We start from the raw sequence: 13,942 nt of genomic DNA, 5'->3' as shown, positions 1-13,942 counted from the left end.
GCCTCAGGAATGGAACGGGAGTCCGGCGTCGGCCACCAGGTCCAGGTCGTCGGTCTCCTCGGGGGGCAGCAGCGTCGGCGTGCCGTCGGTGACCGGGACGACGCCCAGCTCCAGCAGCTCGGCCATGGCGGCGCCGCCTGCCATGTCGCGTACCTGGAGCTGGTAGCGCGCGGTGGTCCGGTAGGTGCCGCCGTTGTCGTCGCCGGTCCGCTGGAGGAACCCGGAGTCGGTGAGGAACCCGACGGCCTTGCCGACGATGCCGGTCGTCGAGCCGGCGAGTCTGCGCGCGTCCTTGGTGGCGCCGGTGGAACTGCGTCGCGCCCAGATCCGCCAGGCCGACTCCAGGCCGGGCGCGTCGGTCGCGGGGTCGGTGTTCTCGCCCTGCTCCTCCGCCCGCTCCTCCAGGCGCCGACAGGCCTGGCGGACGAAGGCGTCGACTCCGTTGACGCTGACCCGTCCGATGTAGCCGTCGTCGGCGAGGTCCTCGGGCCGCGGGAACGCCATCGCGGCGACGGCGAGATGCGCGAGGCCGTGCAGGAAGCGGTCGCCGCCGTCGGCGGACGTACGACGCGCGTAGTCCCCCATCCGCACGGCGAACACCGAGTCCTCGGCGGCGGTCACGGCCATCCCCGCGCGCGGGGACACCTCCAGCACGATCAGGCCGAGCCCGGCGGCGACGGCGTCGGCGAGCCGGGCGAACGCCGGGTCCTCCCGGTAGCGCCGCAGCAGCTCCGCGTACTCCTGGTCCCGCGCGGGCTGCAGCTTGGGCTGCAGCCCGAAGGCGACGAGCCGCGCCGCGTCGGCGGCGTCGGCGGGGGTGACGGAGGCGTTCGCCGCGGGGGCGGGGGCCTCCGTGTCGCTCCACTCGACGTGCTCGGTCACGGCTTCGGCTCCTCGGTGTCGTCGTGCTCGTTCATACGGTTGCCGGCCCTGTTCCCGGCTCGGCTCCCGGCTCTGTTCCCGGCTCGGCTCCCAGGCCGGCTCATGCCGCCTCCGTGCGGTCCGCCGCCATCCCCGCGGCGTCCAGCAGGGCGGTGCCGACGATGAGGTCGGCCCCGCCGAACTCCGGGTCGTCCAGTTCCGTCCCGTCGTCCACGGCGAACAGCAGTTTCTCCTCGCCCTGGCGGTAGGCCGTGCCCACGGCCGGGCTGGCGGCGTGCACCGCCAGCAGTGCCACCAGGTACGGCAGATCGAGGTCACCGGTGCGCCGTGCCTGCGCCAGCAGCCCGGACAGCCGGCGCGGCGCGTCCGCCGGCAGGTCGAGCAACTCCTTGGCGATCGCCAGCTGCTCCTCGCTGAACCGGCTGTCGTCCGGCGTCGCGATGAGGTCCGGCTCCGGCATCTCCGCCCCCAGGTGCTCCCGTTCCACCGGCGGGGTCAGCAGCAGGTCGACGAGGTCGCCCACCCGCACGGACGCCGGCGTACGCAGTCCGGTCCCGCGTGCGAAGAACGCGTCGGTGACGCGGACCGCCTGCTCCAGCGGCAGCGGCAGCACGGGCGCCACGAGATGTCCGTACAGGTCTATCCCCGCCGAGGTCATGGGGGTGGCGAAGGCCTGCCGGTCCTGCTCGGCGCGGAACAGCGGGCCGGCCTCCAGCAGCCGGGCCTGCAGCTGTGTGTGCCGACGGATGCAGTCCTTGACGATGTCGACGAGTTCGGCGGCCCGCCGCTTGTTCTCCGCGTCCTCGATCTCGTCGCGGGCCTTGCGGATGTTGGTGAGGATCGCGTTCTCGTGGCGGTAGCGGTCGGCGACGTGGTCGAGGGCCTCGGCGATCATGTCGGGCACGGAGTTGAGCCAGTCCACCGCGCGCACGTTGCGCCGGGTGGCCTCCAGGGCGCGGCGCAGCGTCTCCGAGTACTGCACGGTGCGGTAGCGGGCCTGCTCGGCGGCCAGCTGGGCGTCGGCGAGGCGGCCGCGGCGGATCAGCACCTCGAGCTTGACCTCGGCGGCGATCTGCGCGCTGGTGACGTCGGTGTCGAGGGCGCCGACGAGGACGTTGACCGCTTCGTCGGTGGTGCGGAGGTAGACCGCGCCGCCGTAGCCGGGGACCTCCTCGATCAGCTTGAAGTCGTAGTCGCGGCGCACATACGTGCCGTCCGGCGCGAACGTGCCGTAGGCGGCCCGGAAGCCGCGGTCGACGCTGCCGACGTTGATCAGGTTCTCCAGGACCCAGCGGGCCACCCGCTCGTGCTCGGCGACGGGCCTCCGCGGGGCCTGGGCGGCGATGCGCGGCAGGAGACGGGCCACAATCTGGTCGTGGTCGGCGCCGGTGTCGAAGTCCATGTTGAGTGTGACCAGGTCGATGGCGGCGAGGGCGATCTCCGCCATGCCGTACACCGAGTACTCACCCGCGAGATTGGCCTTGCGCGCGTCGAGGTCGTGGATCGGCGCGGTGCAGGCGAGCGCGCGCAGGCGGCGCGCCAGCCCCTCGTCGGCGGCCGGACCCAGCGCGGGGCGCGGCCCCGCGCTGAGCTGGGGCGGAACACGGTCCGTCGAAGCAGGCGAAGTCACGGTGCACAGACTAGGTCCTCGGTCTGACATCGATCCAAACGACGCGGATCACCTCCGGCGGTCGGGCGGGCGACGGGTTGTGTGTCGTCTGCGGGCCGGTGAGGGCCTGTCGCGCAGCTCCGCACGCCCCTAAGAAGCGCTGTCCTCCCCCACCCTTCGTCGGTATACCTCGACCACCCTTGCCAACGAATCATCGAGGTAGACCGCGAGCAGTTGCTCGGCCTCTGCCCGGTCGCCGGCCTCCAGGGCCTGCAGGATCTGGCGGTTGCGCTGGAGGTACGGCTCGTGCAGCCGGCGCGGCTCGCCGACGAAGTGGAAGGCGAGGCGCAGCTCGGCGAAGACGCTGCGCATCAGCTCGTCGGTGCGGGCGCTTCCGGCCAGGGCCACGAGCTCCCGGTGGAAGTGGAAGTTGGCGGTACCCAGTCCTTTCCAGTCATTCTCGAGAGCTGCCGCCTGCCCCTCCGTGACGCTCGCCCGGAGGCCGTCCAGCGCGTACGGCAGCTCCCCCAGCCCGCGCACCACGGCGCATTCGACGAGCATGCGCGTGCGGTAGATGTCCTCGACGTCCTCGACGGTCACGACCCGGACGAACACGCCCCGGTTCAACTCGTGGACGAGCAGACGCTCATGGGTGAGCAGCCGGAACGCCTCGCGCAGCGTGTTGCGGGAGACCCCGAGCGCCCCGCCGATGCTGTCCTCCGACAATCGCGTCCCGGGCGGGAAATAGCCCTCGGCGATACGGCTCCTGAGGATGTCCGAAACCCGTTCGGCCGTGCTCGTGCGGCCCAGGAGGGCGCGGTCGTCGGCCAGTCCCGCCAGCTGCTCTGCCATGCCCGGAATTCAACCGCATACACGAGAACGAAACAACGCGGGTATTGAAGGATCGTTCAACGATCCTCTACCTTCCTTTCAGGCACGGCACGGCTCACTCCCCGCACCCTCCGTCATCCCTCAGCGAGGTGCCCATGAGCACGACCCCTCCACCACACGCCCCGATCACCGACGCACGCGCCACGACGACCGAACACACCCATGACGACGGCGCACTGGCCTGGCTGCGCGCCCTCGGCCCGCGCGGCCGACGCGCCTTCGCCGGCGCGTTCGGCGGCTACGCCCTCGACTCCTACGACTACTTCACGCTGCCGCTGAGCATGGTCGCGTTGGCGGCGTACTTCGGTCTGGACAGCGGCCAGACCGGCCTGTTCACCACCGTCACCCTGGTCGCCTCCGCGATCGGCGGGGCCGTGGCGGGCGTCCTGGCCGACCGGATCGGCCGGGTCCGGGCCCTGATGATCACGGTGATCACCTACGCGGTCTTCACCGTCGCCTGCGGCTTCGCGCCCACCTACGAGACGCTGCTGCTCTTCCGCTCCCTGCAGGGTCTCGGCTTCGGCGGCGAGTGGGCGGTCGGCGCGGTCCTGGTCGCCGAGTACGCGAGCGCGAAGCACCGGGGCCGCACCCTCGGCGCGATCCAGAGCTCGTGGGCCGTCGGCTGGGGCCTCGCGGTCCTCGCGTACACGCTGGTCTTCTCCTTCTTCGGCGACGACATGGCCTGGCGCGTGATGTTCTGGACGGGCGCCCTGCCCGCGCTGCTCGTCGTGTGGATGCGGCGCCGGGTGCAGGACGCGCCGCAGGCCGCGGCCGCCCGCGAGCAGAGCGCGCGAAAGGGCTCGTTCCCGGCGATCTTCAAGGGCCTGCTGCTGCGGACGACGCTCTTCGCGGGCCTGCTCTCCACCGGTGTGCAGGGCGGCTACTACACCCTGGCGACCTGGGTGCCGACGTACCTGAAGTCGGAGCGCGGCCTGTCGGTGGTCGGCACCGGCGGCTATCTGACCTTCCTGATCTCGGGCGCCTTCCTCGGCTATCTGACCGGCGGCTACCTCACCGACCGGCTCGGCCGGCGCCGCAACATCTGGCTGTTCGCCCTGCTGTCGGCGGTGTGCATCCTGGCGTACGCCAACATCCCGAGCGGCGCGGACACCCTGCTCCTCGTGCTGGGCTTCCCGCTCGGGTTCTGCATGTCGGCGATCTTCAGCGGCTTCGGATCGTTCCTGAGCGAGCTGTATCCGACCGCACTGCGCGGCACGGGACAGGGCTTCACGTACAACACCGGCCGCGCCGTGGGCGCCGTCTTCCCCACCACGGTCGGCTTCCTGGCCGACAGCTGGGGTGTGGGCGGTGCGCTGGTCTTCGGCGCGATCGGTTACGCCATCGCCGCCCTGGCGCTGCTGGGGCTGCCGGAGACGCGCGGGAAGGAACTGGAGTGAACCGTCCGATCCTCATGCAGGACCGCCGACCGCCCCGTACCGAAGACCGTCCCGTCACCCGCGTCGACGAGCACGCGCACGCGTGGCGCCCCGAAACCGCCCGGGCCCGGTTCCGGGCGGGCCTGACCGGCCCCACGGCAGGGGTCGCGGCGGGCCACACCCAGGTCAATCTGATCTCGGTGCCCGCGGACTGGGCGTACGACATGCTGCTGTTCTGCCAGCGCAACCCGAAGCCCTGTCCCGTCCTGGACGTCACGGACGCCGGTTCCTGGACGACGGTGCTGGCCGAGGGTGCGGACCTGCGCACCGATCTGCCGCGCTACCGGGTGTGGGCGGACGGGGAGCTGGTGGACGAGCCGACGGACGTGCGCGCCTACTGGCGTGACGACCTGGTGTCGTTCCTGATCGGCTGCAGCTTCACCTTCGAGTGGGCGCTGTCCGGGGCGGGCGTACCGATCCGCCACGTCGAGCAGGGGCGCAACGTCCCGATGTACGTGACGAACCGTCAGTGTCGGTCCGCGGGGCGGCTGCACGGACCGATGGTGGTGTCCATGCGGCCGGTGCCGCCGCAGCATCTCGCGGCGGCGATCCGGGAGAGCAGTCTGCTCCCGGCGGTCCACGGCAGCCCCGTACACTGCGGCGATCCGGCGGGACTGGGCATCGAGGACCTCGGCCGGCCCGACTTCGGCGACCCGGTGGAGGCAGCGCCGGACGACATCCCGGTGTTCTGGGCCTGCGGAGTGACCCCGCAGGCCGCGGTGACGGCCTCGCGCCCGCCGTTCGCCCTCACCCACGCCCCGGGACAGATGTTCCTCACCGACGCCCGCGACGAGCAGTACCGCGTGGCCTGAGAAGGAGACACGGAAAACCATGACCGCGACGACCGCGATCGATCTGAACGCCGACCTCGGCGAGGGCTTCGGCCGCTGGCAGCTGACCGACGACGAGCAGTTGCTGTCCGTCGTCAGCAGCGCCAACGTGGCCTGCGGCTTCCACGCCGGGGACGCGGCCACCATGCGGCGGGTGTGCGAGCTGGCGGCCGAGCGGGGCGTGACGATCGGTGCACAGGTCTCCTACCGGGACCTGGCCGGATTCGGGCGGCGCGCCATGGATGTGCCGAGTGCCGAACTGGCCGCCGAGGTGGCGTACCAGATCGGCGCCCTGGAGGTGTTCGCCCGGGCGGCGGGCGCGCGCGTGGCGTACGTCAAGCCGCACGGCGCGCTCTACAACCGGGTCGTGCACGACGAGGAGCAGGCCGGCGCGGTGGTCGACGGGGTGCTCCTCGCCGACGCCGCGCTGCCCGTGCTCGGCCTGCCCGGCTCGCGTCTGCTGGAGCTGGCCCGCAAGGCAGGGCTGCCGACCGTCCCGGAGGCCTTCGCGGACCGCGCGTACACCGAGGCGGGCACGCTCGTCCCGCGAGGGCAGGCCGGCGCCGTGGTCGTCGATCCGGACGCTGTCGTGGAACGGTCGGTGAGCCTCGCCCGCCTCGGCCGGGTCACCTCCCACGCGGGGACCGCCATCGACGTACGCGCGCGTTCCCTGTGCCTGCACGGCGACACGCCCGGCGCGGTGGAGCTGGCCCGCCGGGTACGGCGTCGGCTCGAGGAGTCGGGCGTGCGGGTGGAGGCCTTCGCATGAGTCTGCGCGTCCTGTCCGTCGGCGACGACGCCCTCCTGGTCGAGGTGGCCTCGGGTGCGCAGGCAGAGGCCCTGCACGCGGAGCTGCTGCGTCGACGCGCGGCGGGCCTGCTCGGTGCGCGCGAGATCGTCCCGGCGGCCCGCACCGTCCTCCTGGACGGCCTGACCGACCCCGGTCGGCTGGCAGCCGAGCTGGCCGCCGCCGACGTACCGCCCGCGCCGCCACGGGAGCAGGCGGTGGTGGAGATCCCGACGCGTTACGACGGCCCGGACCTGGCCGAGGTCGCCGCCCACTGGGGTGTCTCGGAGCGGGAGGCGGCCCGCATCCACGCGGCGGCCGAGTTCCGGGTCGCCTTCTGCGGGTTCGCGCCCGGCTTCGGCTATCTCACCGGCCTGCCCGCGCGCTACGACGTCCCGCGCCGGGCCACCCCGCGCACGGCCGTGCCGGCGGGGTCGGTGGCGCTGGCGGGGCCGTACACGGGCGTGTATCCGCGCTCGTCGCCGGGTGGCTGGCAGCTCATCGGCACCACGGAGGCGGTGTTGTGGGACCACGCGCGCGTACCGGCCGCGCTGCTCGCGCCGGGCACGCGCGTACGCTTCGTCCCCGCGGAGCAGGGGGACCAGGCGCGGCCGGTGGGAGCGGTGGGGCCGGTGGGAGCGGTGGGGCCGGTGGGAGCGGTGGGGCCGGTGGGAGCGGTATGAGCGACCGCGCACTCTGTGTCGTCCGCGCCGGGGCGCTCACCACCGTGCAGGACCGGGGCCGTCCCGGACACGCGCATCTGGGCGTCCCCCGTTCCGGGGCGCTGGACCTGCCCGCGGCGGCCCTCGTCAACCGGCTGGTGGGCAACGCGCCCGACGCGGCTGTTCTGGAGACCACCCTCAACGGCTGTGCCCTCAGGCCGCGTTCCGACGTGACCGTGGCGGTCGGGGGCGCGCCGTGCCGGGTCACTGTGGACGGCCGGCCGGTCGCCTGGGGCGCGGCCGTAGGCGTGCCCGCCGGTGCGGTGCTGGACGTCGGACCGGCGACCTCTGGGGTACGCGGCTATGTGGCCGTGGCCGGCGGCATCGCCGTCGAGCCGGTCCTCGGCAGCCGCTCCACGGACCTGCTCTCGGGCCTGGGCCCCGACCCGCTCACGGACGGCGCCGTCCTCCCCCTGGGGCATGAACTCGCCCCGCACGCGCGCGTGGACGTCGCCCCGCAGCCGGCGCCCCCGGCCGAGCTCGTTCTGCGGGTGACGCTCGGCCCACGAGACGACTGGTTCACCGCCGACGCGGTCCGCGCCTTCACCTCGCGGACGTTCCGCGTGTCCTCGGCGAGCAACCGCATCGGGCTGCGCACCGAGGGACCCGCCCTGGAGCGGGCCCAGAGCGGGGAACTCGCGAGCGAGGGGATGGTCCTGGGCGCCGTACAGGTTCCGCCCGCGGGCCGGCCGGTGGTCTTCCTGGCCGACCACCCGACCACCGGGGGCTATCCGGTGATCGGGGTGGTCCGCGCGGCCGACCTCCCGGCCGCCGCCCAGGCGACACCGGGAACACCGGTCCGCTTCGTGGCCGTACGGCGACGGTGACGGTACGCCGACGGTGACGCCCGGGGCGTCTCAGGCGGCGTCCGGCTGCCGTTCCGCCACCGACAGGGCGGCGAGCGCGGCGGACACGGCCGCGGAGGCCCGCAGGTCGAGCCGGGCGCTCGTGCCCCGCGCGCGGTGACGCATCTCGTCGGCCGCCAGGGTGAGCAGTTGCGGGAGCAGGTCGGTGCACCGCCGGGCCACCCAGCCGGTTCCCGCGGTCGCCAGCCACCACAGGCTCGCCGACGTCGTGGGCGCCGGGAACTCGGGCTCGGGCGAGGGCGCGGGCCCGTCGGCGTGGCCCGCCTCCGCCAGCAACGCGTGGAAGCGCACAGCCAGTTGACGGTGCCCCCGTTCGCCGGGGTGGAGCCGGTCCGCGCTCCACATGGCCCGGTCGGTGAGCCAGGCGCCCTCCGAGGCGTGCAGATGGACCGCGCCGTACCGCTCGGAGAGGGCGTGGACCACGGTGTTGACGGCGCGCTGCCTGCGGGCCAGCGGCCGGGCCAGGGCCCCGGGCAGTCCGAGGGCCCCGCCCGGGTCGGGCAGGCACGCGGTGAGCAGGACGGCGCCCTGCTCGGCGAAGGCGCCGTACACCGTGTCGAGCCGGGCGGCCACGGCATGGATGTCGAAGGTGCAGCGCAGGGTGTCGTTGACGCCGACGACGACGGAGACGAGGTCGGGCCGCAGCTCCAGCCCGGCCGGGAGCTGCCGTTCCAGCACGTCCCGTGTCTGCGCCCCGCTGACCGCGAGGTTGGTGAACTCCACGGCCGCCGCAGGCCCCTCGGCCCCCTCTGCCGCCGCTTCGGCCCCTTCGGCCGACCTCTCGACCCCTTCGGCCTCCCCGGCGAGCCCGTCGGCGAGCAGCGCGGCCCAGCCGCGCCACCCGTCGCCCACGGGGTCCCCGACGCCCTCGGTGAGCGAGTCCCCGAGGGCGACGAAGCGCACGCGTCTCATCCGAGGCCTCCGGGCACGAACGGACGGACAGGTGCGGCAGCCGGTGCCGTTGGCGGAGCAGGAGCCGGCGTCGGCGGGTCGTAGGCGGCGCCCCGGGCGGGCAGCGTCGCGTCGTGCGCGGCGAGAAACGCTTCGACAGCAGTCCCCCAGCCGAAGCACTCCGCACGCGCGCGTGCCGCCTCCCTGCGGGCCGTCAGAGGGCGCTCGAGCAGGCGCTCGACAGCCTCCGCGAAGGCCTCCCCACGGTCGGCCGCGGTGGCCCCGGCGGCCCCGATCACCTCGGGGAGCGCCGAGGAGGCGCTCGCGACGACGGGCGTCCCGCACGCCATCGCCTCCAGGGCGGCGAGCCCGAACGTCTCCGCGGGCCCCGGCGCCAGGCACACGTCGGCGGAGGCCTGGAGGGCGCCCAGGGCGCCGCGGTCGGAGACGTGCCCCAGGAAGGTCACGGGCAGGCCGCGCTCCCGGGCCCGCTGCTCCAGCCGCGGCCGCAGCGGTCCGTCGCCCGCGACGACCAGCACCGCCCGAACACCGCGCCGCAGCAACGCCTCCAAGGCGTCCAGCGCGGTACCGGGCCGCTTCTCCACGGAGAGGCGGGTGCACATCACCAGCAGGGTCTCGTCCGCGCGCGCGTGGACGGCCCGCAGCCCGGTGTCCCGCAGGGCGGGGCGCCGTTCGACGAGGTCGACGCCCAACGGCGCCCGCACCACGTTCCGCGCCCCGATCCGTACGAACTCGCGCTCGGCGAACTCCGTGGTGCACACCACGCGCGCGTACGTGTGCGCCGTACGGAGGTTGAGGGCGTCGGCGACGCGCCCGGCTGCCCGTTCGGGCACGCCCCAGGTGCGCAGGACGCCGTCGGCGGTCTCGTGGGAGACCATCACCGCGGGCACGCGGGCCCGGCGCGCCCACTTGCCGGTCCAGCGCAGGGTTGTGCGGTCGGAGACCTCCAGGCGGTCGGGGGCGAGTTCTTCCAGCAGGCGGGCGACCCGCCGTCTGTCGGTGAGGACGCGGTAGCCGCCGGTGCCGGGCAGCAGCGGCCCGGGCAGGGTGATCACCCGGCCCTGCTCGGTCTCCCGGTCGCTCACCCGCTCGCCGGGCACGATCAGGACCGACTCGTGGCCGGCCGCGCGATAGCCCTTGCCGAGCTCGCGCAGCGCCGTGCGCAGCCCGCCCGAGGCGGGGGCCACGAAGTTGGCGAGGCGCACGATCCGCAGCGGCCCGGGGCAGGTGCCGGGGGCGCGGCCCAGGTCGTTCACCTCGGGGCTCATGCCGCCACCACCAGTCGGCGTGCGGCGAGCACGTCCTGGTAGTGGCCGATGAGCCGGTCCCCGACGGCGGCCCAGGTGCGCCCCTCGACCGTGGCCCGGCCGGCGGCGCCGTAGGAGAACCGCTGTGCGCGGTCGGCAGCCAGCGAGGCCACCGCGTCGCGCACCGCGGCCGCGTCGCGCGGCGGGACGAGCAGGCCGGTGCGCCCGTGAGCGACCAGGTCCAGGGGGCCGCCGGCGGCGGGCGCGATCACGGGGACGCCGCTGGCCATGGCTTCCTGCACGGTCTGGCAGAACGTCTCGAAGGGGCCCGTGTGCACGAAGACGTCCAGTGAGGCGAAGATTCGGGCGAGTTCGTCGCCGGTGCGCTTGCCCAGGAAGACCGCGCCCGGCAGGGCTTCCTCCAGGCCGGGCCGGCTGGGCCCGTCGCCCACCACGACGACGCGGACGCCGGGCAGCCCGCAGGCGCCGGCCAGGAGCTCGACCTGCTTCTCGGGGGCGAGCCGTCCGACGTAGCCGACGATCAGCTCGCCGTTCGGGGCGAGTGTTCGCCGTAGTGCCTCGTCGCGGTGGTCGGGGCGGAAGCGCGCGGTGTCCACGCCGCGCGGCCACAGCTTCACCCGGGGCACACCGTGCGTGTCCAGGTCGTGCAGGGCCGCGCTGGAGGGGGCGAGGGTGAGGTCGGCGGCGGCGTGGACGGACCGTATCCGGCGCCAGGCCGCGGCCTCGCCGGCGCCCATGTAGGTGCGGGCGTACCCGCCCAGGTCGGTCTGGTAGACGGCGACGGCGGGGATGCCGAGCCGGGCGGCGGCGGCCATGCCGCGGACGCCGAGGATGAAGGGGCTGGCCAGGTGGACCATCTCGGCACGGTGTTCGGCGATGGCGGCGGCGACGCGTCGGCTGGGGAGGGCGACGCGGACCTGGGGGTAGCCGGGGAGCGGAAGGGAGGGGATTCGGACGACGGGGCAGGGCGCTTCGGCGTCCGGCCCGGTCCCGGCGGCGGTGGCCGGGGCGACGACGACGGGGGCGTGACCGCGATCGACGAGGTGTCGGGCGGTCTGGAAGGCGCAATGGGCCACGCCGTTCACGTCGGGGGGAAAGGATTCGGTCACGATGACGACACGCATACCCGTGTTGTCGCCGCCCTGGACGTGGCCGCGTCAAAGTGGATCTTTCCGAAACACAAACGTCCTATGAGCGTTGCGCTGCGCAGCCGGTACTCGCCGGGTGCGTCCCACGCAGGTCGGACGGTGTCCATGCTCGTCCGCCCCACTGGCCACCGGGTGTTCACCCGTGGGGCGGGCCGCCGCCAGGCTCCCCTCGGGCGGCGGCCTGTCCCCGGGGTTCACATGGCGGAGGCGGCGTCGGGTCCGATCCGGCTCCGTACGGCGGTCTGGACCTCCGCCTCCTCGGCCGGGTCGGCGGCGAGCCGGCGCAGGCGTTCCACGACCCGGGCGTCACCGGTCTCGGCGTGCCGGGCGGCGATCTCGCGGGTGCCCTCCTCGCAGTCCCAGAGGCACTCGACGGCGAAGCCGGCGGCGTAGGAGGGGTCAGTGGCGGCGAGTGCGCGGGCGCAGCGGCCGCGCAGATGGGACGAGGCCGTCTCGCGATAGATATGGCGCAAAACCGGTGCCGCGCAGACGATGCCGAGCCGTCCGGCGCCGTCGACGAGGGTCCACAGGCTCGGCGCGTCGCAGCCCTCGCCGCGTACGGCCTCGCGCAGGGCGCCGAGGACGAGGTCGCTGTCCTGGGCGCCGCCTCTGCAGGCGAGCATGCGGCCGGCGGCGGCGCCCAGGGCGTCTGGCCGGTGGACCCAGCCGCGGGCCCGGTCCACGGCGGCGACGCTGCGCATCCGTTCGAAGGCGTCGACGGCGGCCTCCACGACGGCCGTCGAGCCGGTGGCGACTGCCTGTTCGATCAGGACGGGGGCGTCGGGATCATTGCAGTCGGCCAGGTAGCGCAGGGCGGTGCACCGGGCTCCCTCGGCGCCGTCCTTGGCCGCCTGCACGATCTCGGGTCGGTCCTCGGGCCCGGCCACGGCGGAGAGGCAGCGGGCGGCGGGGACATGGAGGGCGGCTCCGCGTTCGACGCCCTGTTGGGCCCACTCGAACACGGCCTCCACGCTCCAGCCGGGGCGGGGTCCGCCGGGGCTCATCTGACGTTGCCAGCGGTCGAAACAGCCGGCCTCATGAGCGGCACGCACGCGCGTGGAGATGTGGTCGCGGGGATCCTCGGCCCACAGCCGCCAGGGCCGTGGCTCGAAGGCGTCACGTACGGCGGCGGCCAGTTCGGCCTCGCCCTCGGCGTCGGTGGCGAACCGCGCAAGCACGGGTGCGGCCAGGGAGCGCAGTCCGGCGTCGTCGTCCCGCAGGGCGAGTTCGTCCAGCGCCCAGGCCCAGTTGGCGCCCGTGGCGGCGTACCTGCGCAGCAGTGCGAGGGCGTCCCGCCGGCCGTAGGAGGCCAGGTGGCCGAGGACGGCCAGGGCCAGGCCCGTGCGTGACTCCTCGGTGTCGAAGACGTCCTCGACGTCGAAGAGGTGGGCCTCGATCTCGTCCAGCTCGCCGTTGAGGTCGAGGAAGAGTCGGGCGTAGTAGAGGGAGCGGTTCTCCACCTGCCAGTCGTGGCGGGGATCCCGCAGCACACAGTGGTTCAGCGCCGCGAGCGCCTCGGCCCGCGGGGCGGTGAGCGCGTGCAGCGTGCCGTCGCCGCGGCCCCTCTGGAGCAGGCCGAGCAGCGTACCGCTGGGCGCTATGACCGGATCGAACATGGGAAACAGCCTCACATCAAGCGTCGACGCAACCGGGGACGTGCACTACCTGGCCGCGTGACAACACGTCGGGGCGCCCGCCGTTTCCTGCTTGCTGTAGACCATTTTCCTCTGCCTCTCGTAGGTGGCCCATGCGGACCGCGTCACGGCCCGCGCGGTGCGGCAACACCTGCCCAGCCATCGCGTCCGTGAATCACGACGTCATGATGACCCGGCTGTTCTACCTGCCGCGACCGAAATTTCCGGCGGCCTTGTACCGCCTCCCCCGTGGTCGTTGATTTACCTGGTCAGGAACTTCTGTTGACCCGCTCAGGAGGTTCGGCCTCAGTGTGCGCCGAACAGCTCCAGCAGGTCGGTCTTGCCGAACATGCGGGCCGTGTCGACGGCCGAGGGCGTGCCCTGGGAGGGGTCGGCGCCGGCTTCCAGCAGGGCCCGGATGACGTCCGTCTCACCCTTGAAGACGGCCCCGGCGAGCGGGGTCTGGCCCCGGTCGTTGATCCGGTCGGCCTCGGCGCCGCGGGCCAGCAGGGCCCGGACCGCCTCGGCGTGGCCGTGGTACGCGGCGAGCATCATGAGCGAGTCGCCGCGGTCGTTGGTCAGGTTGGCCGGGACGCCCGCGTCGACGTACGCCACGAGCTCCTCGGTCTGCCCCTGGCGGGCCAGATCGAAGATCTTGGTCGCCAGCTCCACGACCTCGGGGTCGGGGGCTTCAGTCATCGAACCGGACCGCCTCTCGCTACAACCGTTCAGGTGAATCGCCAGCGTACTGGCTCGTCGGACACATGGCCGGTCCCGTCGGCGGCAAAGATCACGGGCAGCCCCGTTCGACGCAATCTCCCTGCTCAGGCAGCCCACCACAGCTACCGCCACGCGGGGGAAATCTGCCGGATTTCACCCAGTTGCACCTTTTATCGTATGGATACATCCTGTGAGCCTGGAAGTACTCATGGTGACTGTCCCCCGCGAACCAGGAGA

Annotated in this window: 13 protein-coding genes; 5 read left to right on the top strand and 8 right to left on the bottom strand. The window is 73.7% G+C overall.

What is annotated here, in order from left to right:
- Positions 1 to 3: 3 nt before the first annotated feature.
- The 3 genes from ACIBAF_RS40770 to ACIBAF_RS40760 all read right to left on the bottom strand — a co-directional run bounded on the left by ACIBAF_RS40770 (position 4) and on the right by ACIBAF_RS40760 (position 3,343).
- A complete protein-coding gene (locus ACIBAF_RS40770; protein WP_399470354.1) occupies positions 4 to 882 on the bottom strand; it encodes a hypothetical protein in 879 nt (292 codons plus the stop codon).
- A 100-nt stretch (positions 883 to 982) separates the two neighbouring features.
- Complete coding sequence (locus tag ACIBAF_RS40765) at positions 983 to 2,512, bottom strand: hypothetical protein (RefSeq protein WP_399470352.1); 1,530 nt, start codon at positions 2,510 to 2,512, stop codon at positions 983 to 985.
- A gap of 129 nt (positions 2,513 to 2,641) precedes the next feature.
- Entirely contained in the window at positions 2,642 to 3,343 is a 702-nt protein-coding gene (locus ACIBAF_RS40760) for a GntR family transcriptional regulator (protein ID WP_399470350.1), read from the bottom strand.
- A 134-nt stretch (positions 3,344 to 3,477) separates the two neighbouring features.
- Here ACIBAF_RS40760 and ACIBAF_RS40755 point away from each other — a divergent pair, with 134 nt between their 5' ends.
- The 5 genes from ACIBAF_RS40755 to ACIBAF_RS40735 are packed head-to-tail and all read left to right on the top strand — an operon-like array spanning position 3,478 to position 7,984.
- Positions 3,478 to 4,779 (top strand): MFS transporter, encoded by a 1,302-nt coding sequence (locus ACIBAF_RS40755; protein WP_399470348.1) that lies wholly within the window; start codon positions 3,478 to 3,480, stop codon positions 4,777 to 4,779.
- A 14-nt stretch (positions 4,780 to 4,793) separates the two neighbouring features.
- On the top strand, positions 4,794 to 5,630 hold the full coding sequence (locus tag ACIBAF_RS40750; RefSeq protein ID WP_399470401.1) for a putative hydro-lyase: 837 nt from the start codon (positions 4,794 to 4,796) through the stop codon (positions 5,628 to 5,630).
- A gap of 19 nt (positions 5,631 to 5,649) precedes the next feature.
- A complete protein-coding gene (locus tag ACIBAF_RS40745) occupies positions 5,650 to 6,417 on the top strand; it encodes a LamB/YcsF family protein (protein WP_399470346.1) in 768 nt (255 codons plus the stop codon).
- Positions 6,418 to 6,419: 2 nt separating this feature from the next.
- Positions 6,420 to 7,118 carry an allophanate hydrolase subunit 1 gene (locus ACIBAF_RS40740; protein WP_399470399.1) on the top strand — a complete coding sequence of 233 codons (699 nt, stop codon included), beginning with the start codon at positions 6,420 to 6,422 and terminating at the stop codon, positions 7,116 to 7,118.
- Positions 7,115 to 7,984, top strand: a complete 870-nt coding sequence (locus tag ACIBAF_RS40735) for a biotin-dependent carboxyltransferase family protein (protein WP_399470344.1) — start codon at positions 7,115 to 7,117, stop codon at positions 7,982 to 7,984. Before ACIBAF_RS40740 ends, ACIBAF_RS40735 begins: the two co-directional genes overlap by 4 nt.
- Positions 7,985 to 8,014: 30 nt before the next feature.
- Here the strand turns inward: ACIBAF_RS40735 and ACIBAF_RS40730 are convergent, their stop codons facing one another.
- The 5 genes from ACIBAF_RS40730 to ACIBAF_RS40710 all read right to left on the bottom strand — a co-directional run bounded on the left by ACIBAF_RS40730 (position 8,015) and on the right by ACIBAF_RS40710 (position 13,684).
- A complete protein-coding gene (locus ACIBAF_RS40730; protein WP_399470342.1) occupies positions 8,015 to 8,935 on the bottom strand; it encodes an SGNH/GDSL hydrolase family protein in 921 nt (306 codons plus the stop codon).
- Positions 8,932 to 10,203, bottom strand: coding sequence for a glycosyltransferase (locus ACIBAF_RS40725; RefSeq protein ID WP_399470340.1), 1,272 nt, complete (start codon positions 10,201 to 10,203; stop codon positions 8,932 to 8,934). Before ACIBAF_RS40725 ends, ACIBAF_RS40730 begins: the two co-directional genes overlap by 4 nt.
- Complete coding sequence (locus ACIBAF_RS40720) at positions 10,200 to 11,327, bottom strand: glycosyltransferase family 4 protein (RefSeq protein WP_399470338.1); 1,128 nt, start codon at positions 11,325 to 11,327, stop codon at positions 10,200 to 10,202. Before ACIBAF_RS40720 ends, ACIBAF_RS40725 begins: the two co-directional genes overlap by 4 nt.
- A gap of 218 nt (positions 11,328 to 11,545) precedes the next feature.
- Positions 11,546 to 12,967, bottom strand: coding sequence for a HEAT repeat domain-containing protein (locus ACIBAF_RS40715; RefSeq protein WP_399470336.1), 1,422 nt, complete (start codon positions 12,965 to 12,967; stop codon positions 11,546 to 11,548).
- A 324-nt stretch (positions 12,968 to 13,291) separates the two neighbouring features.
- Positions 13,292 to 13,684, bottom strand: a complete 393-nt coding sequence (locus tag ACIBAF_RS40710; protein WP_399470334.1) for an ankyrin repeat domain-containing protein — start codon at positions 13,682 to 13,684, stop codon at positions 13,292 to 13,294.
- Between the last annotated feature and the right edge of the window lie 258 nt (positions 13,685 to 13,942).

This window comes from Streptomyces sp. NPDC051677 (assembly GCF_044453465.1).
Classification (GTDB): domain Bacteria; phylum Actinomycetota; class Actinomycetes; order Streptomycetales; family Streptomycetaceae; genus Streptomyces.
This window is presented reverse-complemented; position numbering and strand designations above follow the sequence as displayed.

Coding starts and splice junctions, on each gene's coding strand:
- ACIBAF_RS40760 (WP_399470350.1), bottom strand. CDS start 3,343: ATGGCAGAGCAGCTGGCGGGACTGGCCGACGACCGCGCCCTCCTGGGC.
- ACIBAF_RS40725 (WP_399470340.1), bottom strand. CDS start 10,203: ATGAGCCCCGAGGTGAACGACCTGGGCCGCGCCCCCGGCACCTGCCCC.
- ACIBAF_RS40730 (WP_399470342.1), bottom strand. CDS start 8,935: ATGAGACGCGTGCGCTTCGTCGCCCTCGGGGACTCGCTCACCGAGGGC.
- ACIBAF_RS40735 (WP_399470344.1), top strand. CDS start 7,115: ATGAGCGACCGCGCACTCTGTGTCGTCCGCGCCGGGGCGCTCACCACC.
- ACIBAF_RS40720 (WP_399470338.1), bottom strand. CDS start 11,327: ATGCGTGTCGTCATCGTGACCGAATCCTTTCCCCCCGACGTGAACGGC.
- ACIBAF_RS40710 (WP_399470334.1), bottom strand. CDS start 13,684: ATGACTGAAGCCCCCGACCCCGAGGTCGTGGAGCTGGCGACCAAGATC.
- ACIBAF_RS40745 (WP_399470346.1), top strand. CDS start 5,650: ATGACCGCGACGACCGCGATCGATCTGAACGCCGACCTCGGCGAGGGC.
- ACIBAF_RS40755 (WP_399470348.1), top strand. CDS start 3,478: ATGAGCACGACCCCTCCACCACACGCCCCGATCACCGACGCACGCGCC.
- ACIBAF_RS40750 (WP_399470401.1), top strand. CDS start 4,794: ATGCAGGACCGCCGACCGCCCCGTACCGAAGACCGTCCCGTCACCCGC.
- ACIBAF_RS40715 (WP_399470336.1), bottom strand. CDS start 12,967: ATGTTCGATCCGGTCATAGCGCCCAGCGGTACGCTGCTCGGCCTGCTC.